The sequence below is a fragment of the Streptomyces sp. NRRL F-5123 genome (genome assembly GCF_000721495.1).
Taxonomy (GTDB): domain Bacteria; phylum Actinomycetota; class Actinomycetes; order Streptomycetales; family Streptomycetaceae; genus Actinacidiphila.
This window is the reverse complement of sequence record NZ_JOHY01000014.1, coordinates 82,177-104,747: the sequence shown is the minus strand read 5'-3', so window position 1 is coordinate 104,747 and position 22,571 is coordinate 82,177. Positions and strand designations below refer to the sequence as shown.

Genomic DNA, 22,571 nt, shown 5'->3' with positions numbered 1-22,571 from the left:
CGGATGTCCAGGGAAGGGAGGCCGTCATGAACGGCCTGTTCACCCCGGCCGGCAAGCAGGGTCTGGCCGGGCTGTCCGCGGTGGTGACCGGCGGGTCGCGCGGGCTGGGACTGCTCGTCGCCGGGCAGCTGCTGGACCGCGGCTGCGCCGTGACGATCGCGGCGCGCGACGGGGAGGAGCTGGAACGGGCGCGCGAGCTGCTGCTGGACGACCGCCCCGGTGCGGACGTGCGGATCGTGCGCTGCGACGTCACCGACCGCGTCCAGGTCGCGGACCTGATGCGGGAGGCGGCGGACGCGCACGGCGGAGTGGACGTGGTCGTGGCCAACGCCGGGATCATCCAGGTCGCGCCGCTGGACGCGCTCGGGACCGCGGACTTCGCATCCGCCTCCGACACGATCTTCATGGGCTCGGTGCACACGGCGCTGGAGGCCCTGCCATGGCTGCGGCGCAGCCCGGCAGGCGGCAGGCTGGCGCTGATCGGCTCGGTCGGCGGGCTGGTGTCCGCCCCGCACCTGCTGCCGTACTCGTGCGCGAAGTCCGCGGTCGCGGCGCTGGCCGAGGGACTGCACGCGGAGCTGGCCGACAGCAGCGTGAGCGTCACGGCGGTGCACCCGGGGCTGATGCGGACCGGATCGCACCTGGCCGCGGAGTTCGGCGGCCAGGCGGAGCGCGAGTTCGGGTGGTTCTCGGCCCTGGCCGGCAGTCCGCTGATGTCGATGGACGCGGGGCGGGCCGCCGACCGCGTGGTCACAGCGCTGGCCCGGCGCCGGACCCGGGTCGTCCTCACCCCCGCCGCGAAGGCCGCCGACCTCGGCCACGGCCTGGCCCCGGCCCTCACAGTGAAGCTCAGCTCGCTCGCCGCCCGCGCCCTGCCCGCGGCACCGCAGGACGACGGGCCGTCGTCGCCGGTGCCCGGCCGGGAGGTCGAGGCGGCCGCGGACCGGGGCCTGCCGCCCGTACTGCGCAGGCTCCGCGCGTGGGGCAGCGCCCTCAACGACCGCGCGGCGGCCGGGCTGAACCAGCGACGCAACCCTCCGCGTCCCGCGCGGTGACGCGGACGGGGCCTGCTCCCGTAGCGGGCACGGGAGCAGGCCCGGGCTGAACAGGACGGCAGGCCCACGGCCGCGGGGCGTCCCGGCCGGGACCCTCGCCGGGCTCAGCAGCGCAGTGCCGAGCGCCCGGAGCGCCGGGCGGCCGGCAGGTCATCCGCGCCGGGGTGCCCGGGCCCGCTCCGGCACCTGCTGCCCGGAGAGCCGGTCGTCGAGCCCGGCGGCCGCGAGGACGCCGGCAGCGAAGACCCCGCCACCCGGCAGCTCGCGCACACGCGGGTCGGCGCCCCGCCCCCTGCTTGTGACCCGGCGGGGTGAAGGGAAGCCGCCCCTCGGCGTGGCAGGCCGCGAGCGCGTCGCGTACGGGTGCCTCGGAATGGTCCGTAGCGGGCAGATGCCCCGGCATGCGGGGGGTACGCGTGCCGTTCCCGGGACGGCGGAGTCCCGGGCCGCGCATGCATGGCGGGACGAGCAGCGGGCAGCCGCAGGCCACAGCGGCTTTGCGGAAGGAGCGCCGCCATGAGCGACGAGACGATGGGTGACGAGGTCTATCAGCCGACCGGCGACGAGGACGAGCAGGCCGACCCGCTGGACATGGAGGACGCGCTCGGCGAGGACGACTACGACGCCGAACTGGACAAGGGCTACTCCCCGCCCGAGCGGCCTTACGCCGTGGACGGCCCCGGTACCACGGCGGAGGAGCAGCGGGACGGCGAGTCCCTCGACCAGCGCCTGGCCCAGGAGACACCGGACGTGCAGCCGGGCGCCGGCGACGGCATCGGTGACGCCTCCGACTCGGAGGGCGAGCCGGTGGACCCGGAGGCGGGTGACGCCCGCGCCGGGCGGCTCGTCGCGGCGGACCAGGGCATGGAGCGGGCCACCCGCGATCCCGTGACGGCCGAGGACGTCGGCGTGGACGGCGCGGCGGCGGGCGCGGAGGAGGCTGCGGTGCACGTGACGGAGGACCCGGAAAGTCCGGGACGCGAGTGAAGGGGCCGAGCTGATGCACTCGGGGCGGCGGGCCGGCGGGCCGGCGCGGGGAGAGGCGGAACAGCCCGCCGGGGAGCGGGCACCCGAAGCGGAAGCGGGGCGGGCAGCCCCGGCCCGGGCCGCGGGCGCCGCACGTCCGGTACCGCACCGGCCGGGAACGGTTCGCGGGGCGACTGCAGCGCACTCGGAAGGCCAGGTATGAGCATCGTCGAACGGTCCGCCCCCGCCTCCGCACCCGACCCCACGGCCCTGGAGTCCGCACTCCGCGAGGAGGCCGGCGGCGAGGTGCGCTTCGGCGCGGGCAGCTGCGGGGCGTCCGCGCAGGCGTACGGCAGGACCGCCGACAGCGTGCGCCGTCCGGATGTCCTCACCGACGACGGGACGCGCTGCCGGGTGGGGCGGACCCCGCCGGAGGAGTTCGACGCGATCGCCGCCCAGGGCGACCGGTGTGCCGGGCTGTACGCGGGCCTGCGCGCGTTCGGCGACCGGTGTCTCCCCGGCATCCGCCGCGGCTGCCCGAAGACCGCGCGCCCGGTGCCCGGCTACGACCTCGACGACCTGCTGCCCGAGAACGGCGTCCACGTCGCCCGCGCCCTGGTCGGCAGCGAGGAGATGCTGCCGGGCCGCCGCCACCGGGCGGACCGTCCCGGAGCCGGGGACGAAGGGTGACCGCCGCCTCCGGTGCCGGTGGCGACCCGCCGCACGTCGAGTCGCTGCGGACCGCCGTCTGGACCGTGCCGGCCGAACGTCCCGAGGCCGACGGCACGCTGACCTGGGACGCCACGACGCTGGTGACGGTCCACGCCGAGGCCGCAGGCGTCACCGGCCTCGGGTGGACGTACGGCTCCCCCGCAGCCGCAACCGTGGTGGACACCCACCTCGCGCCGGCCGTCACCGGCCGTGCGGTGTGGGACGTGCCCGCCGCCAACGAGGCGATGACCCGGGCGGTGCGCAACGCCGCCCGGCCGGGCATCGCGGGGCACGCGGTCTCGGCGGTCGACATCGCCCTGTGGGACCTCAAGGCGCGACTGCTCGGCCTGCCCCTGGTGTCTGTGCTCGGAGCTGCCCGCGACGAGGTCCCGGTCTACGGCAGCGGCGGCTTCACCACCTACGGCGAAGCCGAGCAGGACCGGCAGATTCGCACCTGGACCGAGGAGTCCGATATCCCGCGGGTGAAGATCAAGATCGGCGAGTCCTGGGGCACCGCCGAGGGACGCGACCGGCAGCGGATCAGTGCGGCCCGCCGCTCCGCGGGAGCAGCGGAGCTCTACGTGGACGCCAACGGCGGCTACACCGCCAAGCAGGCCGTCCGCCTCGCCGCCCACCTCGACGCCGAGGACGTCACGTGGTTCGAGGAGCCTGTCTCCTCCGACGACCTCACAGGCCTGGCCCGGGTGCGCGACGCGGTACGTCCCGACGTCGCAGCGGGCGAGTACGGCTACACGCTCGCCTACTTCGAGCAGATGCTCGCGGCGGGCGCGGTCGACTGTCTCCAAGCCGACGTCACCCGCTGCGGGGGCGTCACCGTGTGGCTGCGGGCAGCGGCCCTCGCGGAGGCGCGCGGGCTCCAGGTGTCCGCCCACTGCGCGCCCCACCTGCACGCGCACGCCGCCGCGGCGGTGCCCAACCTCCGCCACATGGAGTGGTTCCACGACCACGTCAGGATCGAACGGGCGCTCTTCAGCGGCTGTCTCGACCCGACGGGCGGCACGGTCCGCCCGGGCGCCGACGGCTCCCCCGGTCACGGGATGGAGCTGCGCGGGCCGGATGCCGAGCCGTACCGCGACGCCTGAACCCCGTCGGGCGCGGACGGCCGGACTGCAAGGGCACGCCCGGCCCCTCTTCCCGCAGCCGGGCGGGGCGGACCCGCAAGCGCTCCCCGGCCGTCCGCGCGCCGGACGTCCGCCGCCCGGGACGCGTCCGGCGGGTGCCCCCAAAGGCGAACGACCGGCCCGCACGGCTCCCGTGCCCGGTGGTGCTCATCCGCGCCTCCGCATCGGCCGGGACCGTCGCCTCCACTCCCCGCCCGCCGAGCCCTTCCGGGACGGGCGGCGCCGCACCGGCTGCCCTCCAGTCCGCAGGGCGCCGACCGGACTTGCTGCCGCTGCTCACGCGCGGAGGCCACCGGCCGGCTCCAGGCGCCCGGCGGTGGTCGTGCCGCTGCTCGCTTCACGTGCCGTCCTGCCCCGGTCCGCCCAGCGGGCGGCCGGACCCGTGGCCCAGGCGGCCCCCGCCATGAGAGCGCCGAGCAGCAGCCAGCCAGGGGTGCCCCAGTCCAGCAGCAGGGTGGTCAGCACCAGGGGGCCCAGCGTGCGGGCGACGGTCACGCCGGTGCCGAAGAAGCCCTGGTACTCGCCCATCCGGTCCGCGGGGGCCAGGTCGAAGGACAGCTGCCAGGAACCCGCGGACTGCTGCATCTCGGCGATGACCTGCAGCACGGCCGCGGCAAGCAGGACGGCCGTCGCGGGCCCCGCGGAGCGCCCCGCCGACAGGGCGAAGACCGCGCAGCAGGCGAGCATCACCACGCCCGACAGCCGCACCGCCCGCAGGGCGCTGTCGAGTCCGGTGACGGCGCGCGCGGTGCGCACCTGGAAGAGCGTGACCGCGAGGGTGTTGAGGACGAACAGGCCGGACGCCAGCCACGCCGGTGCCCCGGTGCGCTCGGTGATCCACAGCGGCAGCGCCAGGCTGAGCAGCGGGAGCCGCAGCATCAGGACCGTGTTGAGCAGCGCCACCAGCGCGTACGGCCGGTCCCGCAGGATCCCCGGCCGCCGGGCCGGTCCCGCGGCCGGAGCCGCACCCGCGGCCCGGACCGCGGGCAGGCGCAGCAGGAGTACCGCGCAGCCGAGGAAGCACAGCGCGTCCAGTCCCAGCGCGGCCCGGTAGGCGAGTGCCGTCCCGACGCCCAGCGCGAGCCCGCCGACGGCGGCGCCCACCGCGAGGCCGCCGTTGAGCGTCGCCTGGAGCCGGGCCAGCAGCCGGGTGCGCTCACCGGCGGGCACCAGGCGGGCCAGCAGCGCCTGCCGGGAGGCCGCCAGGCCCGACTGCGCGGCCGTGTAGGCGCAGGCGACGGCGAGGAACGCGGCGAAGCCCTGCACCACCAGGAAGGAGCCCACCGCCGCCGAGGTGGTCAGCGCCAGCAGCACCGAGGTGCCGCGCGGCCCGCGCCGGTCGGCGATCCGGCCGAGCGGTACGCCGACGAGCGAGCCGGCGGCCCAGGCGAGGGTCAGACCGAGCCCGACGCGCCCGGCGGACACCCCGGCGACCCGGGTGAAGTACAGCGCCGACGTCGTGTAGAAGGCGCCGTCACCGACGGAGTTGGCGAGCTGGGCCAGCGCGAGTCCGCGCTGCGGGTGGGTCGTCACACAGGCGACGCTACGGGGCGGGCGGACCGGTGGTCAGGCCCACTCCGGGCCACTTTTCCTGGCCCACTTCCCTCTCCCCCCACGGCTCAGAGCTGCGCCGCGAGGGCCACCAGGAGCCCGGCCAGGCCCACCATCAGCCAGGCGACGTAGTCGCCGATGTGCCCGGAGTGCAGGCGGCGCAGCGGCACGACCAACCGCCTCTCGGCGGACCGCACCGCCGAACGCAGCGAACGGCCCACGGGGTGCAGCGCCAGCAGCGCGACGGCCCCCGCGGACGCGGCGGAGAGCAGGCCGAGCAGCACGCCGGACAGGGTCCACGCGGCGGCCGGGGCCGCGGGCGGCAGCGGTACGGCGGCCGCGCCACGGACTTGCGCCAGGTAGCCGGCGCGGTCGGTGAAGGCGGCAGCCGCGGTGGCGAGCGACCGCCCTGCGGCCGGCCACAGGCCGACCGCGAGCGCGCCCAGCAGCAGGGCGGCGGGCACTGCGGTCATGGTGCGCGGCACCCTGCGCCGCGGGTCGCGCACCTCGGGCTCCTCGCCCGAACCGCTGGTCTCGACATCGGAGTGGCTCGGTTCGGGCCGCGGCCCGGCGCCGCGGAAGATGCGCAGGCCCGCGCGCAGGACGGCGCCGCCGGTCAGCGCCGACACCAGGACGTAGAGGACGGGCAGCCACGCCAGGTGCTCCCCGGCGGCGTGCTCGGCGACCGCCTTTCCCAGCGCGGTGCCGAACGGCGGCAGCCCGGCGAGTGCGAGTGCCCCGGTGAGGAAGAGCGCACCGGTGTACGGCGAGCCGCGCTCCGTGCCGTACAGGCCGTGCTCGTCGACCGATCCGTGCCGGTCGAGCAGCACGCCGGTCAGGCCGAACAGCGCCGCCTTGACCCCGGCATGTCCGGCGACGTAGAGCGCGGTGCCGGCGGTCGCGGCGGCGCCGTGCAGGCTCAGGGCCAGCAGCCACAGCCCCGAGTGCGCGATGGTGGAGAAGGCCAGCATCCGCTTGAGGTGCCGCTGCTGCCAGCACATCACGGCGCCGGTGAGGGCGGTCAGCGCGCCGAGCGTGCCCAGGGTGCGGGTGACGGCTTCCGCCGGGATGCCGCCGGGGCCCGCGAAGACCGTGAGCTGGACGCGCGCGGCGCCGTACAGGCCCAGCTCGACCATCACACCGGACATCAGCATGCACACCGGCGTGGGCGCCACGGCGTGCGCGTCCGGCAGCCAGAAGTGGAAGGGCACGATCGCGGCCTTCACCAGCAGCCCCACCATGACGAGTACGAAGGCGGTGACGGTGAGCGCGTCGGTGCGGTGGCCGGACAGGGCGGCGCCGATCTGGGCCATGCCCAGCTCGCCGGTGCGGGCGTAGAGCAGCCCGATGCCGAGCAGCGAGCAGTACGCGGCCAGCGAGTTGACGACCCCGAAGGTGAGGGCGCCGTGCAGCGGGCGCGGGTCCTCGATGCGGAAGCCCGTCAGGGCGTAGGCGACGACGCCCATCAGCTCGAAGAAGACGAACGCGTCGAAGAGGTCGCCGGTGAGCGCGAAGCCGCACATGCCCGCCTCGAAGAGCAGCAGCAGCGCGGGGAAGGTGCCGCGGTGCCGGGCGGGCGGCTCGTCGAAGTAGCGCCAGGAGTAGACGAGTACGGCCACGACGAGCAGGGCGACGAGCAGCGCGAGCCCGGCGCCGAGCCGGTCGGCGACCAGGACGATGCCGACGCTGTGTCCCCCTTGCCCGCCTTGCGGAGTCCAGCCCCCGGCCCAGGACACCACGCGCCCGCCTGCGCCCCCGGTCCGCGCCCACAGCACGGCGATCTCGGCGGCGGTACCGGCGGCGAAGGCGGTGGCGAGCACGTCCGTCCCGGTACGCGGCAGTACCCGCCCGGCCAGCACCAGCACCGCGGCGCCCAGCAGCGGGAGCGCCACGGCGAGCGGCAGCAGGTCGGCGGTTCCCCCTCCGGAGGACGGCACGCGAGCGCCTCAGCCCTTCAGGTCGGTGAGCGCTTCCGGGTCCACCGTCCCGGTGCGCTTGCGGATCTGGATGACCAGGCTCAGCAGCAGCGCGGTGACGGTCGCCCCGACGACGACGTCGGTCAGGACCAGGGCCTGCACCACCGGGTCGACGACAGTCGTGCCGACGGGGACGTCCGAGAAGACCGGCGCGGTTCCGCCGCGCCGGTAGCCGATGCCGAGCAGCAGCACGTACGTCGAGGACTGCGCCACCGCCAGGCAGCCGACGGCATGCACCAGGTTGCGGCTGGTCACCATGCCGTACACCCCGACGAGGAAGATCCACCCGGCCGCGAGGAAGGGCAGCAGGTTCACAGGCCGTCACCCCCTGCGCGCCGTCCGGCGTCGCGCGCGGCACGCTCGTCGATCTCCACGGCCTGGTCGAGGAACTGCGCGACCAGCACGATCACCCCGGAGGCGACCTCCACCCCGACGGCGGCGTTCACCAGCGGTACCAGACCGCCGGAGGCCAGCTGGTTGAAGGTGCCCAGCGGCAGCACGTTCTCCAGGAAGGCGCCGCCCGCGATCAGCCCGGCGAAGCCGAGCGCGGTGAAGGCCCCCGCGCCGATCGCGTCCAGCGCGGCGAAGACCGCGAGCGGGCGCACCCGGCGCAGCACCCGGTAGTCGGCCGCGACGTACGCCAGGTGCAGCCCCGTAGCGAGCAGCACACCGCCCTGGAAGCCGCCGCCCGGACTGAGCTGGCCGTGCGCCACGACGTACCCGCCCACCAGCACCGTCACCGGCAGCAGGCCTGCCCCGAGCAGCAGCGTGGACGGCAGGACGGGGCGCGGCGCGGGCTCGGCGCGGTCCTCGTCGCGTGCCCGGCGCAGCAGCACGACGGAGCCGAGGACCGCGCCGAAGAGGATGGACTCCTCGCCGAGGGTGTCCAGGGCGCGCTGGTCGAAGTTGACGGACGAGATCACGTTCGCGGTGTGCTGCCGCACCGCTGCGGCTACTGCCCTGGTGCCGTACGGGTGGTCGGCTGTGCCGAAGTGCGGCAGGCCGGTGCAGGCGAGCGTGAAGAAGACCGCGAAAACGGCGGCGGCGGCCAGGAAGGCGACGCCGCGGGCGCGCCGGTTCACCGCCCGCTCCCCTGCTCGCGCTCCGCCGCACCGCCGCCCTCCCCGGGCCGGCCGCGCGCGCCGCGGCGGACCTTGCGGACCGTCAGCAGGACCAGCAGCGGGGTGATCGCGCTGCCCACCGCGAGCTGGGACAGGGCCACGTCGGGCGCCTGCACCAGGAGGAACAGCAGGGACAGGCACACGCCGAGCGCCGAGAGCAGCACCGACTGGCGCACCGGGTCGCGGGTGAGGGCGGCAGCGGTGGCGGCGGCCACCACCAGGACGAGCGCGGCGCCGACGAGGAAGTCGGCTGCCGCCACCGGGGTGTTCACGTCGGGGGCTCCTCCTCCGTCGCTGTCTCCGCCCGTCCCGCGGGTGCGGGCGCCGCGCCGGTGCGGATCATCGTGCGGCCGATGACGATCGTGACGACCGGCCCGGACACGGCAGTGAGCGCGCCGATGACCAGCAGCTTCGCCGCCGCCCGGCCGGCGCCCGCGTCCACCGCGAGCCCGAGGCACAGCAGCGGGATGCCGAGGCCGGTCGCGGGCGCGAGCGCGTGCAGCCTGCCGTACGCGGTGGGCAGCACCGCGAGCGCCGCGGCGGCCAGCAGCAGGGCGGCGGCGCCGCACCACAGCAGGGCCAGCGCGAGGACGTGGGCCGCGCTCATCGCGCGTCCTCCGTCTCGCCGGAAGGGCGGGCCCCGGCCGAACCGCCCGCCAGGCAGCGGGCGTACACCAGCGTGGACGTCGGCGCGAGCACGGCCGCGACGAGGGCGACGTCCACGTAGGACGTGCGGTGCACACCGCGTGCGGCCAGCAGGAAGACGGCGACCGCCATGGTGCCCGCGAGCGAGGTCGCCGTGAGGCGCTGCGCGGGCGCGCCGCGGCAGGCCCGCCACAGGCACGGGCCGACGCCCGCGGGCAGCAGCACGCAGGCGGCGAGCAGCCAGGCGTTCACGCCGGCCGCCGCACACCGAGGGCCCGCTCGACCGGTGAGGCCTTCCGGGCGGGGCCGCCGAGCAGATGGACGGCCAGCTCCGGGGCGCGGCCGGGGGCGATGTCGACGACGCAGGTGCCGGGCGTCGCGGACAGCAGTACCGCGACGACGGCGGGGTCGCCCCCCGCGGGGAGGCGTAGGACGACCGGACCGTCGTCGGCGGACCCGCCGTCGCGGCGGAACAGGGCGCGCGAGACGGCGGAGGCCAGCTCCGCCGTCTCGCGCAGCAGGGCCGCGGGCAGGGCGGCGAGCGCCGCGGCGGTGCGGCGGTCCGCGCGGACCGCGGGCCGCTCCGCGCGGCGCACGGCGTCCGCGGCGCAGCCGCCCAGGAGGGCGAGGGCGCCGCCGACGGCCCACTCCAGCGGGGTGACGGCCGAGATGAGGACGACGTAGAGGACGAGGAGGAGGGCCGTCCACGCCAGGACGGTGGCGATCGAGGCGGCGAGCGCGCGGTGGGTACTGGACACGTCCCGGCCTCCTCCCGCGCCGTCCGGGCCGACGCCCGGCGGCCACTCCTACGCATGGGCTACGCCATGGCCACCGTCTGTCCCGGGCGCCGCGCCGGAAACCCCGCGCGGGCCGCTCGTGCGGCGTAGGGGTTCCGGGCTGCCTCCCGCTGCGCGGCAGGAGAGGGGCAGGCTGCTGTCCAGGGCCCCCGCCCCGGTGGCTGCCACGTGCGGTGTCCCCTCGCCGGAGCGCGGGCCGTGACCACCCCGAGGAGATGGCTGCCGCGGACTTCCGGGGGTGGCGGGACCGACCGCGCAGTGCCCCGCCGACCCCGCTCGCCCGGCGGTGCGGCGTTTCCGGGAGCACCGCCAGCGCGGGTTCCCAAGGCCCCGAAGAGTTGGTCGCTCGCCCCCGACCCGTCGGCAGGGGCGGGACCGGCCGCGCAGTGCCCCGCCACCCCCGCTCGCCCGGCGGTGCGGCCGTCTCCGGGAGCACCCGGGCCGCGGGGAGCACGGTTGCGGGCGGGGCACCGTCGCCCGCGGGGGGGAAGCGTGCGTCGAACGCGGGGGCCGCGCGGGCAGCCCCGCCCGTGCAGAAGCCGCGACTTCAGGCGGGCGGGTCGGAGTCGTCCTGGGCCGCAGCCGCGCGGTCGAGCGCTCGGCGGTGGGCCGCGGCACGGGCGCGGTCGGCCGTGTCGGCGTCGACGATGTCGAGGAAGATCTCGGTGAAGGCCGGGCAGCGGCGGTGGAGCTCGGCCTTGATGCGCACGCTGACCTCCTCGACCTCCTCGCTGTCGATGCCCGCCCGCAGGTCGACGCGGGCGGCGAGCAACGCGGTGTCGACGCCCAGGCGCATGGTCTGCAGCGCGGTGACCGTGTCGATCTCGGGCTGCTCGGCGAGGATGCCGTACGCCTCCCGCTGCTGATGCGGGTCGGCGGCCTGGCCGACGAGCAGGTCGCGGGTGGCGCGGCCGAGGACGTACGCGACGAGCACCAGCAGGACGGCGATGGCCAGCGCGGCGGCGGCCTCCCAGCGCTGCGAGCCGGTCAGCTGGTGGCCGAGCACACCGGCGGCGGCGAGCAGCACGCCGAGGACCGCGGTGGCGTCCTCGGCGAAGACGGTGCGCACGGTCGGGTCGTCGCTCGCGGCGACCTCCCGGGCGAGGGTGCGGCCGTGGGCCCGCGCCCTCGCCCGCAGCTGGGCGGTGGCGCGCAGCAGCGACGTGCCCTCGGCGGCGAGCGCGACCCCCAGGACCGCGTAGGTGGCCACGAAGCCGGCGGTGGACTGGCGCTCGGGCGTGAACCAGGCGTGGAGGCCCTGGTAGAAGGAGAAGCAGCCGCCGGTGACGAAGATGCCGACCGCCGCGAGCAGCGCCCAGAAGTAGCGCTCCTTGCCGTAGCCGAAGGGGTGGCGGGCGTCGGGGCGGCGCCTGCTGCGGCGGACCGAGGCGAGCAGGAAGACCTCGTTGAGGGTGTCGGCGACGGAGTGCGCGGCCTCCGCGAGCAGGGCCGGGGAGGCGGTGAGCGCCCCGGTCACGGCCTTGGCGAGGGTGATCAGCACGTTGGCCAGCAGCGCGACGATCACGGTGCCGGTGGTACGGCCGTCGTCGTCCGCCCGTCGCGACGGGTGCGTGCCGCCCTCGTCGCCGGGAGTCACGGGCGGCCGGGACGGGCAGGGCGTGCCACGGAGTGGGCGGGGTCGGCGGGGTCGTCCATGGTCACGCCTCCTCGCTCGGACACGGCGGCGGGTATTCCCCTGGCCTGGCGCGTACCCGTCCTCCGCCGCCGCAACCGGCGGGCGCGCCGGACGGCGATGCATACCGGTCTCTCCGTCGGGCACGCGTGGGAGGACGACGCGCGAACACCCGGGAAGGGAGCGAGCCCATGGCCGGCAACGATCTCCAGGGACGCAAGGTCCTCGCAGTGGTCACGAACTACGGGGTCGAGCAGGACGAGCTGGTCGTCCCCGTCGACCATCTGCGCGGCAACGGCGCCGACGTCGACGTGGCGGCGGTGTCCCGGGAGCCGGTGCAGACGCTGGTCGGCGACAAGGAGCCGGGCCGCAGCGTCCCGCCGACGACGACGCTCGACGACGCCGACCCGGCGGACTACGACCTGCTGCTCGTGCCGGGCGGCGCGCTGAACGCCGACCACCTGCGGATGGACCACCGGGCCGTCGAGACGGCCCGGGGCTTCGCCGCCTCGGGGCGGCCCGTCGCGGCGATCTGCCACGGCCCGTGGGCGCTGGTGGAGGCGGACGTGGTGCGCGGCAAGACCCTCACGTCGTACCCGTCGCTGCGCACCGACATCGCCAACGCGGGCGGCCGCTGGGTGGACCGCCCGGTGGTCGCCGACGGCACGGGCGGCTGGACGCTGGTCACCTCGCGCACCCCCGACGACCTGGACGACTTCCTCCGCGAGGTGGAGGCGGCGCTGGTCACGTCGCCCTGAGGGGCGTACGCCATGGCGACCAGGGCCCAGACCCCCGCGACCGGACAGGCCGCGCCCTCCGGCGACCAGGCGCGGCAGGGCGAGGTCCACCGCTGGTGGACGCTGACGGCGGTGTGCGTCGGCACGTTCATGCTGCTGCTGGACATCACCATCGTGAACGTCGCGCTGCCGGATGTGCAGCGCGAGCTGCACAGCAGCTTCTCCGACCTCCAGTGGGTCGTGGACGCCTACGCCCTCACCCTCGCCTCGACGCTGCTGACCTGCGGCTCGCTGGCCGACCTCTTCGGGCGCAGACGCGCGTACCTGGCCGGGCTCGCCGTCTTCACGATCGCCTCGCTCCTGTGCGGGATGGCCACCGGCACGCTCTTCCTGCAGCTCGCGCGCGGGCTGCAGGGCATCGGGGGCGCCGCGATGTTCGCGGTGTCGCTGGCGATCCTCGCCGAGACCTTCCACGGCCGCGAGCGCGGGCTGGCCTTCGGGGTGTGGGGCGCGGTGACGGGCCTGGCCGTGGCGGTCGGTCCGGTCGTCGGCGGCGCGCTGACCTCGGGGATCTCCTGGCGCTGGATCTTCTACGTCAATGTGCCGGTCGGGCTGATGGCCCTGGCGGTGACATGGGCGCGGGTCCGTGAGTCGCGCGACCCGCGCCCGCGGCGGCCGGACTGGTGGGGCTTCGCGACCTTCACCGGCTCGCTCGCCTTCCTGGTCTTCGCGCTGATCAAGTCCGGTGAGCGCGGTTTCACCGACACGCTGGTGCTGGAGTGCTTCGCGGCCGCGGCGGTGCTGCTGTGCGCCTTCCTGGCGATCGAGGTCGCGGGACGGCAGCCCATGTTCGACCTGTCGCTGCTGAAGAAGCCCACCTTCTCGGGAGGGCTGATCGCCTCCTTCAGCATGGCCGCGTCGATCTTCGCGATGTTCCTGTACCTCACCCTCTACATCCAGGACGTGCTGGGCTACTCCGCCTTCGGCACGGGCCTGAGGCTGCTGGTGGCCTCGGGGCCGATCTTCGTCGTGGCCGCGGTCTCCGGGCGGCTGTCGTCGCGCGTGCCGGTGCGGCTGCTCATCGGCCCCGGCGGGATCGTCGTGGGCCTCGGCCTGCTGTGGATGCGCGGGCTGGGTGCGGGCTCCGGCTGGACACACCTGATCCCCGGCCTGCTGCTCGCGGGCGTCGGCATCGGCATGATCAACCCGCCGCTCGCCTCGACGGCGGTGGGCGTCGTGCCGGCCCGGCAGGCGGGCATGGCCTCGGGCGTCAACTCCACCTTCCGGCAGGTCGGCGTCGCGACCGGCATCGCCCTGCTGGGCGCGCTGTTCGCCACCCGGGTGCAGTCGGTGGTGACGGAGCAGCTGAGCCGGATCCCGGGCCTGTCCTCGCAGGCCTCGCAGTTCGCGTCGGCGCTCACCAACGGCCAGTCCTCCGCCGCCGTCGCCCACGTCCCGCCTGCGCAGCGCCCGGCGGCATCCGCCGCGGCCCGCGCCGCCTTCACCGCGGGCCTGGACCACATCCTGCTGGTGGCGGCGGTCATCGCCCTGGTGGGCGGCGTGCTCTCGCTGCTCCTAATCCGCAGCCGGGACTTCGTCTCCGCGACGGAAGAGGGCTGAGCCCGGCGGAAGAGTTCAAAGGGGCTCAGCCCGGCGGAAGAGCGCCGAGCGACCTCAGCCGCCCGCCGGCCGGCCTGCTGCTGCCGCGCCCCCGCCCGCGCACCGGGCCGGACGCGTAGGGTCGCTGCATGCTGGTGTGGATCAACGGGCCCTTCGGGGGTGGCAAGACCGCGACCGCGTACGAGCTGGCCCGGCGGGTCGCGGGGAGCGTGGTGTGCGATCCGGAGCATGTCGGGTTCGGGCTGCACCGGGCGATGCCGCGCGCCCTGCGGGGGGACTTCCAGGACCTGCGGGCGTGGCGGGAGGGGGTCTTCGAGGTGCTGGACATCGCGGCGACCCGGCATCCGGGGGCGGTGATCGTGCCGATGACGGTGGTCGAGCCCGGGTATTTCGCGGAGACGGTCGGGCGGCTGCGCGACCGCGGGCACGACGTACGGCACTTCGCGCTGCTCGCCGAGCGGGAGACCGTTGTGCGGCGGCTGCGGAGCCGCGCCTTCGGGTGGGCGCTCGGGGCGGTCGCCGGGAAGGACGTCCCGCTGCGGCGCGAGAGCTTCGCGCTCGGGAAGCTGGACCTGTGCCTGGAGCGGCTCCAGGGGCCGGATTTCGCCGAGCAGCTGTGGACCGACAGCATCGGCGTCCCGGAGGTGGCCGGGCGGATCGCTGCCTCCGCCGGGCTGGACGCGGCGCCGGACACCGACGGCGCGCTGCGCGGCACGCTGCGGCGGACCTGGGTGAGCGTGAAGCACATCCGCCTCGACTGAGCGGGCAGCTCCGGCGGTCGCGGGCCCGCGGGCCCGGATCCGTCAGCCGACCCGGCGGTCCAGGACCTGCCCGGGCCAGCTGCCGGACAGAAAGCTCTCCGTACGGGTGAAGCCGCAGCGCTCGTAGAAGGCGACGAGTTCGCCCCCGCCGCCCGCCCAGCAGTCGACGCGCAGCAGCGACACGCCCGCCTGCCGGGTCTGCTCGGCCGCGTGCTCCAGCAGCGCCGCGCCGATGCCCTGCCCGGCGAGCCGCCGGTCGGAGATCAGCAGCCGGACGTAGCGCTCGGGTTCGGCGGCGGGCGCGATGGGCATCTGCGGGCTGGGGCCGGTGTCGAGCACGACCGCCCCGGCGGGCACGCCGTCCACCTCGGCGATGAAGGGCATGTTGTCGGTGGTGTAGCGCCGCACCCGCTCCACCCCGCCGGGCTTCTGCGAATACGGGGTGGTCCCCCACTGCTCGGTGTTGCCGCGGCCGTTCATCCACGCCACCGCGCCGTCGAGCATGTCGAGCACGGCGGGAGCGTCGGCGGGGGCGCCGGGCCGGATGCGTATACGGGGCGCGCTGTCGTCCATGGGCGCCAAGCCTAGTGCCGCCCCGCGGGACACCGGCGGGGAATATACGGTGGCGGCGGCGCCGCGGAGGCGGGCAGGCCGGCCCGACGCTGATCAGGGAAGCCACCGACCAGGACCGGCCGGCCGTCTGGCCGTTCTTCCACCGCATCGTCACCGAGGGCGAGACGTTCACCTGCCCGCCGGATCTGACGAGCGAGCGGGCCCGCGAGTGGTGGATGCTCGCGGAGCCGTTCCGCACCGTCGTCGCCGTCGACGACGAGGGCCGGGTGGTGGGCTCGGCGAAGATGAAGAGGAACCGCATGGGCAACGGCTCGCACATCGCGAGCGCCGGCTACATGGTCGACCCGGCCCACCGGGGCAAGGGTGCGGGGCGCGCCCTGTACGCGTACTCGGTGGAGTGGGCGCGGACCGCGGGCCACCGGGCGATGCGGTTCAACGCCGTCGTGGCGTCCGACGATCCTGCCGTGGCGCTCTACCGGTCGCTCGGCTTCGAGGTCGTCGGGACACTCCGGGAGGCTTCCGGCACCCGAAGCCCGGCTACGTCGGGCTGCACATCATGCACCGCGCGCTGTGACGCGCGCCGCCGTGCGGGGCAGGGAACGTGCCCCGCACGGCGGCGGGGCGGTCAGGCCGCGGGCGCGCCCCAGCGGCCGAGCGCGGCGAAGGCCGGCTGCCACTCGGCGGCGAGCTGCGCGCGCACGGGCTCGGGCATCGTCCGCAGCGTCGCCTCGGTGTCGGCGGCGTCCGCGCCCTCCAGCAGCCAGGGCAGCACCTGCGGCGCCTTCGCCCCGAAGCCCTTGCTGTGCGCCACGCCGAACTCCTGCAGGACCTCCGGCGTCGCATGGGCGTCGACGATCGGGAGGCCCTCGTCCTCCTCGTGGGCGAGGTGGGCGGTCAGCCCCGCCGTGAGCAACCCCACGGCGGCGGCCAGCGCGCCGCCGTCCGCGCCTTCGGCGGCGACGGCGGCGTCCACGGCCTCCAGGGCCGGGTCGATGTGCGCGTGCTCGGCCTCCATCGCGTCCAGGACCGCCAGCAGTTCGGGCTTGCCCTCGACGGCGTCGCGTATGCCGGGCCACAGCGCGGCGTCCTCGGCGCTGTGGTGGACGAGCAGGACGTCCTTGAAGAGCTGCCAGCCGGGCGCGCCGCGGAAGACCTCCCGGGGATCGACGTCCGTACGGGCGGCGAGGGCATTCATGTGGCCCAGCTCCCGCCGGAGGGCGTCGTGCATCAGGTACATCATGGTGAAATCGGTCGAAAGCTCGGGATTCCGCATCGGGTCTTCCTCTCACAAGGACGCGCCCCGCGGACGTGCGCGGCGCGTGGACGGTCGTCCCTGTGACGGATCCGGCGCGGGAAATGTGACGCGCCGCGCTCCCCGCGGGGCGGGGAGCGCGGCGCGGTGGTCGGCGGCCGGCTCGGGGCCGGCGCGCCGGCCGGGGTCAGCCGGCGGTGCGGCCGTAGCGGCGGCGGAAGCGCTCGACGCGTCCCGCGGTGTCGAGCTCGCGGGCGCGGCCGGTGTAGAAGGGGTGGCTCGCCGAGGAGATCTCCACGTCGACGACGGGGTAGCTCTGCCCGTCCGTCCAGACGACGCTGCGGTCGGAGGTCGCCGTCGACCTGGTGAGGAAGGCGAGGTCGCCGGCCTTGTCGCGGAAGACCACGGGGCGGGACTCGGGGTGGATGCCGTGCTTCATGGGTGTCCTCTCGCGGTGGGATCGGGGGGCCGGGGTACGTGCTGCCGAGCGCCGGGCGGTCAGCGCTCCTCGCGGAAGAGCACGTGCGCGCGGGCGACGGGGTCGTACTTGACCAGCGTCAGCCGGTCGGGGTCGTTGCGCCGGTTCTTGCGGGTCACGTAGCTGTGCCCGGTCCCGGCGGTGGAGCGCAGGGTGACCACGGGGCGCTGTTCGCTGCGGGCCATGGGACCACTTCCTCTCCGACATGGTTGTCGTTTTCGCCTTGCGCTCGGGTCAACGCACCCGGCACCCCGGGCATTCCCGCCGCCTTCGGGCGACCCGCAGGTGACCGTACGGCGGTGCGCCCGTCCCGCGTACCCTGGGGCGGATCGGAACGGCGACCCGGCGGAGGCTTCGGTGGCGGCCACGGACACGGCGCGGACGGCGCGGGGCGCGGCGGCCCAGCGCGCGGCACGTACGGCGGGCGCGACCCGGACCGCGCGCGGCGGCGTCGACGGCCGCATCGCACGCGGCAACGAGACCCGGCGGCTGGTGCTGGACCACGCCGCCGCCGTGGCGTCCGTCGAGGGCCTGGACGGGCTGACGGTCGGGCGGCTGGCGGGCGACCTGGGGCTCAGCAAGAGCGGGGTCTTCGCACTCTTCGGCTCCAAGGAGGATCTGCAGCTCGCGACGGTGCGCACCGCGATCCGCGTCTTCCTGGAGCAGGTCGTGCACCCGGTGCACGAGCTGCCGCACGGCATCGACCGGCTGTGGCGGCTGTGCACGGGCTGGCTCGCGTACTCGCAGGCCCGGGTCTTCCCCGGCGGCTGCTTCTTCTACGCGGTCACCGCCGAGTACGGCGCCCGGCCGGGGCGGCTGCACGACACGATCGCGGCGGCGCGGCGGAACTGGTTCTCCTTCCTGGAGCAGACGCTGCGCGAGGCGCAGCAGGCGGGACAGGCGCGGGCGGACGTGGACCGGGCGCAGCTCGTCTTCGAGATCTGCGCGCTGATGGAGCTGGCCAACGGGGAGTCGGTGCTGCACGGCGACGACGGGGGCTACCGGATGGCGGCGCGCGGCATCCTCAACCGGCTGCGGGACGCGGCCACCGACCCGGCACTGCTGCCCGCGCAAGCCTGAGCCGGGACTCCGGGCCGCCCGGCGGGGCCACCGAGGCAACTTTTAGCACGACCGTTCGTGTATATTCTCCGGCACACGGGCGGAAGGCGGGGGCATGCAGCAGTGGCAGGAGCACGGGACGGGCGGTCAGGTCGCGCGTCCCAACCAGTGGGTCAAGGACCAGATCGACGCGATGATCGACGCGGCACCGATGCCGCCCGTACCGCCGCAGGGCCCGATGGGGCGCGGCTGCCGGGCACTGCGTTCGGCGCTGCGGCGCGGGCGGGCGGCCCGGGCCGCAGCTGCGGCGGCGCTGCCGGCTACTCCGACGGCTCCGGGTGCGACGAGCGCGCGAACACCGTGAACAGCCCGCCCTCCGGATCGCGGATGTCGGCCCACGGCCCCTCGCCGGTCTCACCGGCGTCGACGACGGTGGCGCCGAGCTCGCGCGCGCGCTCGACGGTGGCCGCGACGTCGTCGACGGCGAAGGCCACGGACCAGTGCGGGCGGGCGAGCGGGTCCGGCGCGGCCTCGACGGCGCCGGAGGAGATACGGGCAACGACGCTGCTGCCGGTGCGCACCACGACTTCGGCCTGGTCGAACTCGTAGCCGACCGTGCAGCAGTCCGCCTCGTCGTCGGCCCACTGGAGGACACCGCCGTAGAAGATCGCCGACTCGAAGGCGTCCCGGGTGTGCAGGCGTACGACGACGGGTCCGCGGTCGTGCCAGGACTGCCAGCCGCCGGGCAGCCGGCCGTCCCAGACGCCGAAGACCGCGCCGTCCCGGTCGGCGGCGAGCGCCGCGCGGCCGGAGGCGAAGGAGACCGGGCCCAGCGCGACGGTCGCGCTGCGCTCGCGGATCCGGGCTGTCGCCTCGTCGACCTGCGGGACGGCGAAGAAGGGCGTCCAGACCACGGCGACCTGCATGTCCCCGGCGACGGCGCCGATCGTGGCGACAGGGCAGCCGTCGCTGAGGGCGACGGCGAACCGGGAGCCGAGCGTGGTCGCGCGGAATTCCCAGCCCAGCACGGTGCCGTAGAACTTCTCCGACGCGGCGAGATCCCGCGCGGACAGGCTGACCCAGCAGGGGGCGCCGCGCGCCACGTCCGTGCCGGGCTTGCCGGCGGGGTGGGCGTGGGTGTGCGACGGCTGTCGCCGGGTCATTGCACCGACTCCGTTCCATTGCTCAGGGACCCCTGGCGCGCAGGGATGTCGGACCTGCGCCTGCCCGCTGTCGCAGCGATCATTCATACGACTTTTCGGCGGGCAGGATTCGGGGGATTCCGGGCGCGGGGCGGCGCACGGTCAGTCCCGTGCACCGCCACGCCAGCTCGTCCGCGCCGGCCTCGGGCGCCAGGTGGCCGTACCGCCCGGCGGCGACGCTCATGCAGACCACGGGCCAGGCGCGCCAGTGCGGGCCGACCCCGCGGTTGTCGGCGTAGAGCAGGCGCTCGTCGGCGTACCACTCGACGCTGCGGGCGCCGAAGACGACGCGCAGCTCGAAGGGGACGCCGGGGGTGACGGCGTCCTCGGCGTAGTGCCCGGCGCAGCGGACGTGGTTGGTCAGCTCCAGCATCCGCGGGTGGTCGGGGTGGTACTCGAACGCGTCGACCTCGCCGTGGCCGGGCTGCGGCCCGTGGCCCGTGTCGCGCCCCCATGTCCACAGCGCGGGCCAGGCGCCCTGGAGGTCGTGGACGACGCAGGTGGCGGTCAGCTCGTCCTCCGGCAGCAGCTCGAAGCCGCCGGGGGCGTACTCGGTGGAGACCAGCGCGCAGTGCCAGCCGCCGTCGGGGGCGCGGCGGGCGGTGAGGACCCCGTCGGCGGTGGGCGCGCAGCCGGGCCCGATGCGGTCGAGCTTGTTGTCGCCGGGGTTGCGCCCGTCGGCGGGGTAGGCGGAGGTGCGGCCGGCCGCCCAGGCCGTCCGGTCGGTGAAGGGCGCGTCGAAGACCACCGCGGCGGCGGTGCGGTCGGTCATCATGCGGGGCTCCCTGCTGCCAGCCTGAATTGCCCCTATTGAATCTGGTTCGACCGGGTGTCCGGCAACGGCGTGCGGAAGTGCGCCCCGGCGCGAACCGGACGGCGTACGCCCCCGGCGCTCCCCTGACCACCGCGCGGCGCACGGTCGCCGCCGGAGCAGGCCCCCGACCGCCCGCGGCACGCGGCCGCCGCCTCCGCAGCAGCCCCGGCCGCGCACGCCCCGGGCCCCGGGCCGCCCTCACCGGAGCGGGCCCACTCCACCGGGCGCTCCCCCGACCCGCCGGCGGCGCGCGGCCGCCCACGCCGGCCCGGGCCCCGGGCCCGCACGGTCCCGGGGCCCGCCCCCCGGCTACGCCGCGGCCGCCGCGCGCGCCGCCTCGACCGCCCGCCGGGTGTCGGCCTCGACGAGGTCGGCGTTGATCGCCGCGCCCGCGCGCACCCCGGCGGCAGCGGCGCCGATGACCTGCTCGACGGGGTTGGCGACGTTGCCCGCGACCCACACGCCGGGCACGGCCGTGGCGCCCGTCGGGTCGGCGGGGATGCGGGTGCCGATGACCGGCCCGCCCATCCGCATCTCCTCCGCGGCCAGGCCGAGGCCTTCCAGGACCGCCGAGTTGGCGGTGAGGCGGGTGGCGACGGCCAGTGCGTCGCATCCGACCCGGCGCCCGCCGGCCAGCTCGGCGGCGGTGAGTCTGCCGTCCTCGGCGACGAGCCGGGTGACCTCGCCGTCGACGACCGCGATGCCGCGCGCGGCCAGCCGCTCGTACGCCTCGTCGTCCGGCTCGGGCGCGGTGTGCAGGAAGAGGGTCACGCGGTCGGTCCACTGCCGCCACAGCAGGGCCTGGTGCACGGCCAGGGCCGAGGTGCCGAGGACTCCCACCGCGCGGTCGCGCACCTCCCAGCCGTGGCAGTAGGGGCAGTGCAGCACGTCGCGCCCCCACAGTTCGGCCAGGCCCGGGACCTCGGGCAGCTCGTCGGTCAGGCCGGTGGTGACCAGCAGCCGGGCGGCGGCCAGCACGGTCCCGTCGTCCAGCGTGACCCGGAAACCGCCGTCACCGGCGCGCTCGGCGGCGGTGGCGGTGCCCTGCCGGATGTCGCCGCCGTATCCGCGGACCTCGGCGCGTCCGGCGGCGAGCAGTTCGGCCGGCGGGGTGCCCTCGCGGGCGAGGTAGGTGTGGACGCCGGACGCGGGCGCGTTGCGCGGCCGGCCGGCGTCGACCACCAGGACGGAGCGGCGGGCGCGGGCGAGCGTCGCGGCCGCGGCAAGGCCCGCGGCGCCGCCGCCGATGACCAGGACCTCGTGCCCGTCGGCGGGGCGTTCGTACGGATGGCTGTTCGTCATGTCGGGTGCCTCCTCGCCGGCGATGGTCGGCGGAGGCGGGGCGGTACGGCAAACACCGGTGCCGTTCCGGCAACAAGGGAGGGTCCGCCGGAAGGGCCGGGCGGGGACCGCGGGCAGAGGCCGCGGAAGCTCTTTTGCCTGTGAGGCAAACTTTTTGCCTCTGCGGCACACGCTGCTGTTCCATGGACGCATGGCAGCCACCGACCACCGGCCCCCCGCACCGCCCGCTTCGGCCGGGCCCGGCGACGACCTGGTGCTGGCCCCGCGGCTGCGGGACCTGCGGCAGGCGGCGGGCCTGACGCTGGAGAGCGCCGCCGCCCGCGCCGGACTGTCCGCCGCGCACCTGTCGCGGCTGGAGTCCGGTCTGCGCCAGCCGTCGCTCCCGGTGCTGCTCGGGCTCGCCCGGATGTACGGCACCACCGTCTCCGACCTGCTCGGCGAGACCGCGGGCGAACCCGACCCCATCGTACGCGGCGCCACCGCCGCCGCGGTGCCCGCAGGGGGCTGGACGTACTGGCGGGCCGGCGGGAACGGGCGGGCCATGCAGGCGCTGCGGCTGCACATCCCGGCCGAGGCGGGAGCGCAGCGCGCGCTGGTGCGCGTGCACCCCGGCGAGGAGTGGCTGTACGTCACCGGCGGCACGCTGGAGCTGACGCTCGGCGAGCGCGTCCACACCCTGGCGCCCGGGGACTCCGCGCACTTCGACTCGCTCGTGCCGCACCGGCTCGCGGCGACCGGCGGGACGGGCGCCGACGTGCTGTTCGTCCACACGCTCATGCAGAGCGAGACGTCCGCGCTGTGCGTGGGCCCCCCGCCGTCCCGTACCTCCGCGGCACACCGCGGACCCACCACCCACTGAGGCACATGACGCCGGGTCACCGCCCGGCACCTTGGAGGACAAGGACATGACCACCACCGGCGGCACCCCGCACGACGTCCGGCCGCTCGCTCCCGCCGTCGTCCCCACCACCAACGGCACCGAGCGCCGCAAGCAGCGCGGCGTCGTCCTGCGCGTGCTGGTCTACGTCGTCGTCGCCCACGGCCTCGCCGCGTACCTCTACTTCCTCTTCACCATCGCCGGCAGGCACTGACCCGCTCCTCTCCCCCGGCGCGGAGCCGCCGGCACGGGGCGGCCGGGGGTGTCCGCCGTTCGGATGGTGGTGGGCGCCCAGGGGG

27 protein-coding genes and 1 pseudogene are annotated in these 22,571 nt (G+C 76.0%); 12 read left to right on the top strand and 16 right to left on the bottom strand.

From position 1 onward, the window contains the following. Nucleotides 1-26: 26 nt before the first annotated feature. The 4 genes from IH54_RS0116135 to IH54_RS0116115 all read left to right on the top strand — a co-directional run bounded on the left by IH54_RS0116135 (nucleotide 27) and on the right by IH54_RS0116115 (nucleotide 3,835). Entirely contained in the window at nucleotides 27-1,055 is a 1,029-nt protein-coding gene (locus tag IH54_RS0116135) for an SDR family NAD(P)-dependent oxidoreductase (RefSeq protein WP_052397507.1), read from the top strand. Between the two features lie 516 nt (nucleotides 1,056-1,571). Continuing rightward, nucleotides 1,572-2,042, top strand: a complete 471-nt coding sequence (locus IH54_RS0116125) for a DUF5709 domain-containing protein (RefSeq protein ID WP_031517309.1) — start codon at nucleotides 1,572-1,574, stop codon at nucleotides 2,040-2,042. Between the two features lie 198 nt (nucleotides 2,043-2,240). Next, nucleotides 2,241-2,711, top strand: coding sequence for a hypothetical protein (locus IH54_RS0116120; protein ID WP_031517308.1), 471 nt, complete (start codon nucleotides 2,241-2,243; stop codon nucleotides 2,709-2,711). Continuing rightward, nucleotides 2,708-3,835, top strand: a complete 1,128-nt coding sequence (locus IH54_RS0116115) for an enolase C-terminal domain-like protein (RefSeq protein WP_031517307.1) — start codon at nucleotides 2,708-2,710, stop codon at nucleotides 3,833-3,835. The genes IH54_RS0116120 and IH54_RS0116115 overlap by 4 nt, the downstream gene beginning before the upstream one ends. A gap of 315 nt (nucleotides 3,836-4,150) precedes the next feature. Here IH54_RS0116115 and IH54_RS0116110 read toward each other — a convergent pair whose 3' ends face one another. The 9 genes from IH54_RS0116110 to IH54_RS0116070 form a co-directional block, all read right to left on the bottom strand. Further along, entirely contained in the window at nucleotides 4,151-5,407 is a 1,257-nt protein-coding gene (locus IH54_RS0116110) for an MFS transporter (RefSeq protein ID WP_052397506.1), read from the bottom strand. Nucleotides 5,408-5,493: 86 nt separating this feature from the next. Continuing rightward, nucleotides 5,494-7,362 carry a complex I subunit 5 family protein gene (locus tag IH54_RS0116105; RefSeq protein ID WP_031517304.1) on the bottom strand — a complete coding sequence of 623 codons (1,869 nt, stop codon included), beginning with the start codon at nucleotides 7,360-7,362 and terminating at the stop codon, nucleotides 5,494-5,496. A gap of 9 nt (nucleotides 7,363-7,371) precedes the next feature. Then, the gene (locus IH54_RS0116100) at nucleotides 7,372-7,716 is read right to left on the bottom strand and encodes a sodium:proton antiporter (RefSeq protein ID WP_031517302.1); all 345 of its coding nucleotides are present in this window, start codon (nucleotides 7,714-7,716) and stop codon (nucleotides 7,372-7,374) included. Beyond that, nucleotides 7,713-8,483, bottom strand: coding sequence for an MnhB domain-containing protein (locus tag IH54_RS0116095; RefSeq protein WP_052397505.1), 771 nt, complete (start codon nucleotides 8,481-8,483; stop codon nucleotides 7,713-7,715). Before IH54_RS0116095 ends, IH54_RS0116100 begins: the two co-directional genes overlap by 4 nt. Then, on the bottom strand, nucleotides 8,480-8,794 hold the full coding sequence (locus tag IH54_RS46845) for a Na(+)/H(+) antiporter subunit B (RefSeq protein ID WP_234343545.1): 315 nt from the start codon (nucleotides 8,792-8,794) through the stop codon (nucleotides 8,480-8,482). Before IH54_RS46845 ends, IH54_RS0116095 begins: the two co-directional genes overlap by 4 nt. Next, nucleotides 8,791-9,129 (bottom strand): monovalent cation/H(+) antiporter subunit G, encoded by a 339-nt coding sequence (locus IH54_RS46840; RefSeq protein WP_052397504.1) that lies wholly within the window; start codon nucleotides 9,127-9,129, stop codon nucleotides 8,791-8,793. Before IH54_RS46840 ends, IH54_RS46845 begins: the two co-directional genes overlap by 4 nt. After that, nucleotides 9,126-9,419, bottom strand: a complete 294-nt coding sequence (locus tag IH54_RS0116080; protein ID WP_052397503.1) for a monovalent cation/H+ antiporter complex subunit F — start codon at nucleotides 9,417-9,419, stop codon at nucleotides 9,126-9,128. The genes IH54_RS46840 and IH54_RS0116080 overlap by 4 nt, the downstream gene beginning before the upstream one ends. After that, nucleotides 9,416-9,925 carry a Na+/H+ antiporter subunit E gene (locus IH54_RS39815; RefSeq protein ID WP_043181110.1) on the bottom strand — a complete coding sequence of 170 codons (510 nt, stop codon included), beginning with the start codon at nucleotides 9,923-9,925 and terminating at the stop codon, nucleotides 9,416-9,418. Before IH54_RS39815 ends, IH54_RS0116080 begins: the two co-directional genes overlap by 4 nt. Nucleotides 9,926-10,511: 586 nt before the next feature. Then, on the bottom strand, nucleotides 10,512-11,561 hold the full coding sequence (locus IH54_RS0116070) for a cation diffusion facilitator family transporter (protein WP_052397502.1): 1,050 nt from the start codon (nucleotides 11,559-11,561) through the stop codon (nucleotides 10,512-10,514). A 227-nt stretch (nucleotides 11,562-11,788) separates the two neighbouring features. Here IH54_RS0116070 and IH54_RS0116065 point away from each other — a divergent pair, with 227 nt between their 5' ends. From IH54_RS0116065 to IH54_RS0116055, 3 genes are all read left to right on the top strand, one after another. Then, nucleotides 11,789-12,355: a type 1 glutamine amidotransferase domain-containing protein gene (locus IH54_RS0116065; RefSeq protein WP_031517290.1), complete on the top strand. Its 567-nt coding sequence runs from the start codon at nucleotides 11,789-11,791 to the stop codon at nucleotides 12,353-12,355. 12 nt (nucleotides 12,356-12,367) lie between these two features. Further along, entirely contained in the window at nucleotides 12,368-13,954 is a 1,587-nt protein-coding gene (locus IH54_RS0116060) for an MFS transporter (protein ID WP_063762313.1), read from the top strand. Between the two features lie 128 nt (nucleotides 13,955-14,082). Further along, nucleotides 14,083-14,715, top strand: a complete 633-nt coding sequence (locus tag IH54_RS0116055) for an AAA family ATPase (RefSeq protein ID WP_031517286.1) — start codon at nucleotides 14,083-14,085, stop codon at nucleotides 14,713-14,715. Between the two features lie 42 nt (nucleotides 14,716-14,757). Here IH54_RS0116055 and IH54_RS0116050 read toward each other — a convergent pair whose 3' ends face one another. Next, nucleotides 14,758-15,288, bottom strand: coding sequence for a GNAT family N-acetyltransferase (locus tag IH54_RS0116050; RefSeq protein ID WP_031517284.1), 531 nt, complete (start codon nucleotides 15,286-15,288; stop codon nucleotides 14,758-14,760). 89 nt (nucleotides 15,289-15,377) lie between these two features. Between IH54_RS0116050 and IH54_RS43165 the strand changes: the two are divergent. After that, nucleotides 15,378-15,862: pseudogene (locus IH54_RS43165) on the top strand (GNAT family N-acetyltransferase). Nucleotides 15,863-15,913: 51 nt separating this feature from the next. On the opposite strand, the gene IH54_RS0116045 reads toward IH54_RS43165, so the two are convergent. From IH54_RS0116045 to rpmG, 3 genes are all read right to left on the bottom strand, one after another. Continuing rightward, nucleotides 15,914-16,561 carry a hemerythrin domain-containing protein gene (locus IH54_RS0116045; RefSeq protein WP_031517281.1) on the bottom strand — a complete coding sequence of 216 codons (648 nt, stop codon included), beginning with the start codon at nucleotides 16,559-16,561 and terminating at the stop codon, nucleotides 15,914-15,916. 166 nt (nucleotides 16,562-16,727) lie between these two features. Then, a complete protein-coding gene (locus IH54_RS0116040) occupies nucleotides 16,728-16,979 on the bottom strand; it encodes a type B 50S ribosomal protein L31 (protein ID WP_031517279.1) in 252 nt (83 codons plus the stop codon). 59 nt (nucleotides 16,980-17,038) lie between these two features. Next, nucleotides 17,039-17,203 (bottom strand): 50S ribosomal protein L33, encoded by a 165-nt coding sequence (gene rpmG / locus IH54_RS41665; protein ID WP_052397501.1) that lies wholly within the window; start codon nucleotides 17,201-17,203, stop codon nucleotides 17,039-17,041. 277 nt (nucleotides 17,204-17,480) lie between these two features. Between rpmG and IH54_RS0116030 the strand changes: the two genes are divergently transcribed. Next, entirely contained in the window at nucleotides 17,481-18,098 is a 618-nt protein-coding gene (locus tag IH54_RS0116030) for a TetR/AcrR family transcriptional regulator (RefSeq protein WP_031517277.1), read from the top strand. 94 nt (nucleotides 18,099-18,192) lie between these two features. Beyond that, on the top strand, nucleotides 18,193-18,441 hold the full coding sequence (locus IH54_RS45550) for a hypothetical protein (protein WP_159011869.1): 249 nt from the start codon (nucleotides 18,193-18,195) through the stop codon (nucleotides 18,439-18,441). On the opposite strand, the gene IH54_RS0116025 is transcribed toward IH54_RS45550, so the two are convergent. The 3 genes from IH54_RS0116025 to IH54_RS0116015 all read right to left on the bottom strand — a co-directional run bounded on the left by IH54_RS0116025 (nucleotide 18,398) and on the right by IH54_RS0116015 (nucleotide 21,395). Next, nucleotides 18,398-19,240: a VOC family protein gene (locus IH54_RS0116025; protein ID WP_159011867.1), complete on the bottom strand. Its 843-nt coding sequence runs from the start codon at nucleotides 19,238-19,240 to the stop codon at nucleotides 18,398-18,400. The two genes, IH54_RS45550 and IH54_RS0116025, sit on opposite strands and share 44 nt — an antisense overlap. 79 nt (nucleotides 19,241-19,319) lie before the next feature. Continuing rightward, on the bottom strand, nucleotides 19,320-20,054 hold the full coding sequence (locus IH54_RS0116020; RefSeq protein WP_052397500.1) for a hypothetical protein: 735 nt from the start codon (nucleotides 20,052-20,054) through the stop codon (nucleotides 19,320-19,322). 348 nt (nucleotides 20,055-20,402) lie between these two features. After that, complete coding sequence (locus tag IH54_RS0116015) at nucleotides 20,403-21,395, bottom strand: NAD(P)/FAD-dependent oxidoreductase (protein WP_052397499.1); 993 nt, start codon at nucleotides 21,393-21,395, stop codon at nucleotides 20,403-20,405. A gap of 190 nt (nucleotides 21,396-21,585) precedes the next feature. Here IH54_RS0116015 and IH54_RS0116010 point away from each other — a divergent pair, with 190 nt between their 5' ends. Both IH54_RS0116010 and IH54_RS47695 read left to right on the top strand, forming a co-directional pair. Continuing rightward, nucleotides 21,586-22,254: a helix-turn-helix domain-containing protein gene (locus IH54_RS0116010; RefSeq protein WP_052397498.1), complete on the top strand. Its 669-nt coding sequence runs from the start codon at nucleotides 21,586-21,588 to the stop codon at nucleotides 22,252-22,254. 46 nt (nucleotides 22,255-22,300) lie between these two features. Continuing rightward, entirely contained in the window at nucleotides 22,301-22,486 is a 186-nt protein-coding gene (locus IH54_RS47695) for a DUF6126 family protein (protein WP_031517268.1), read from the top strand. Nucleotides 22,487-22,571: the final 85 nt, after the last annotated feature.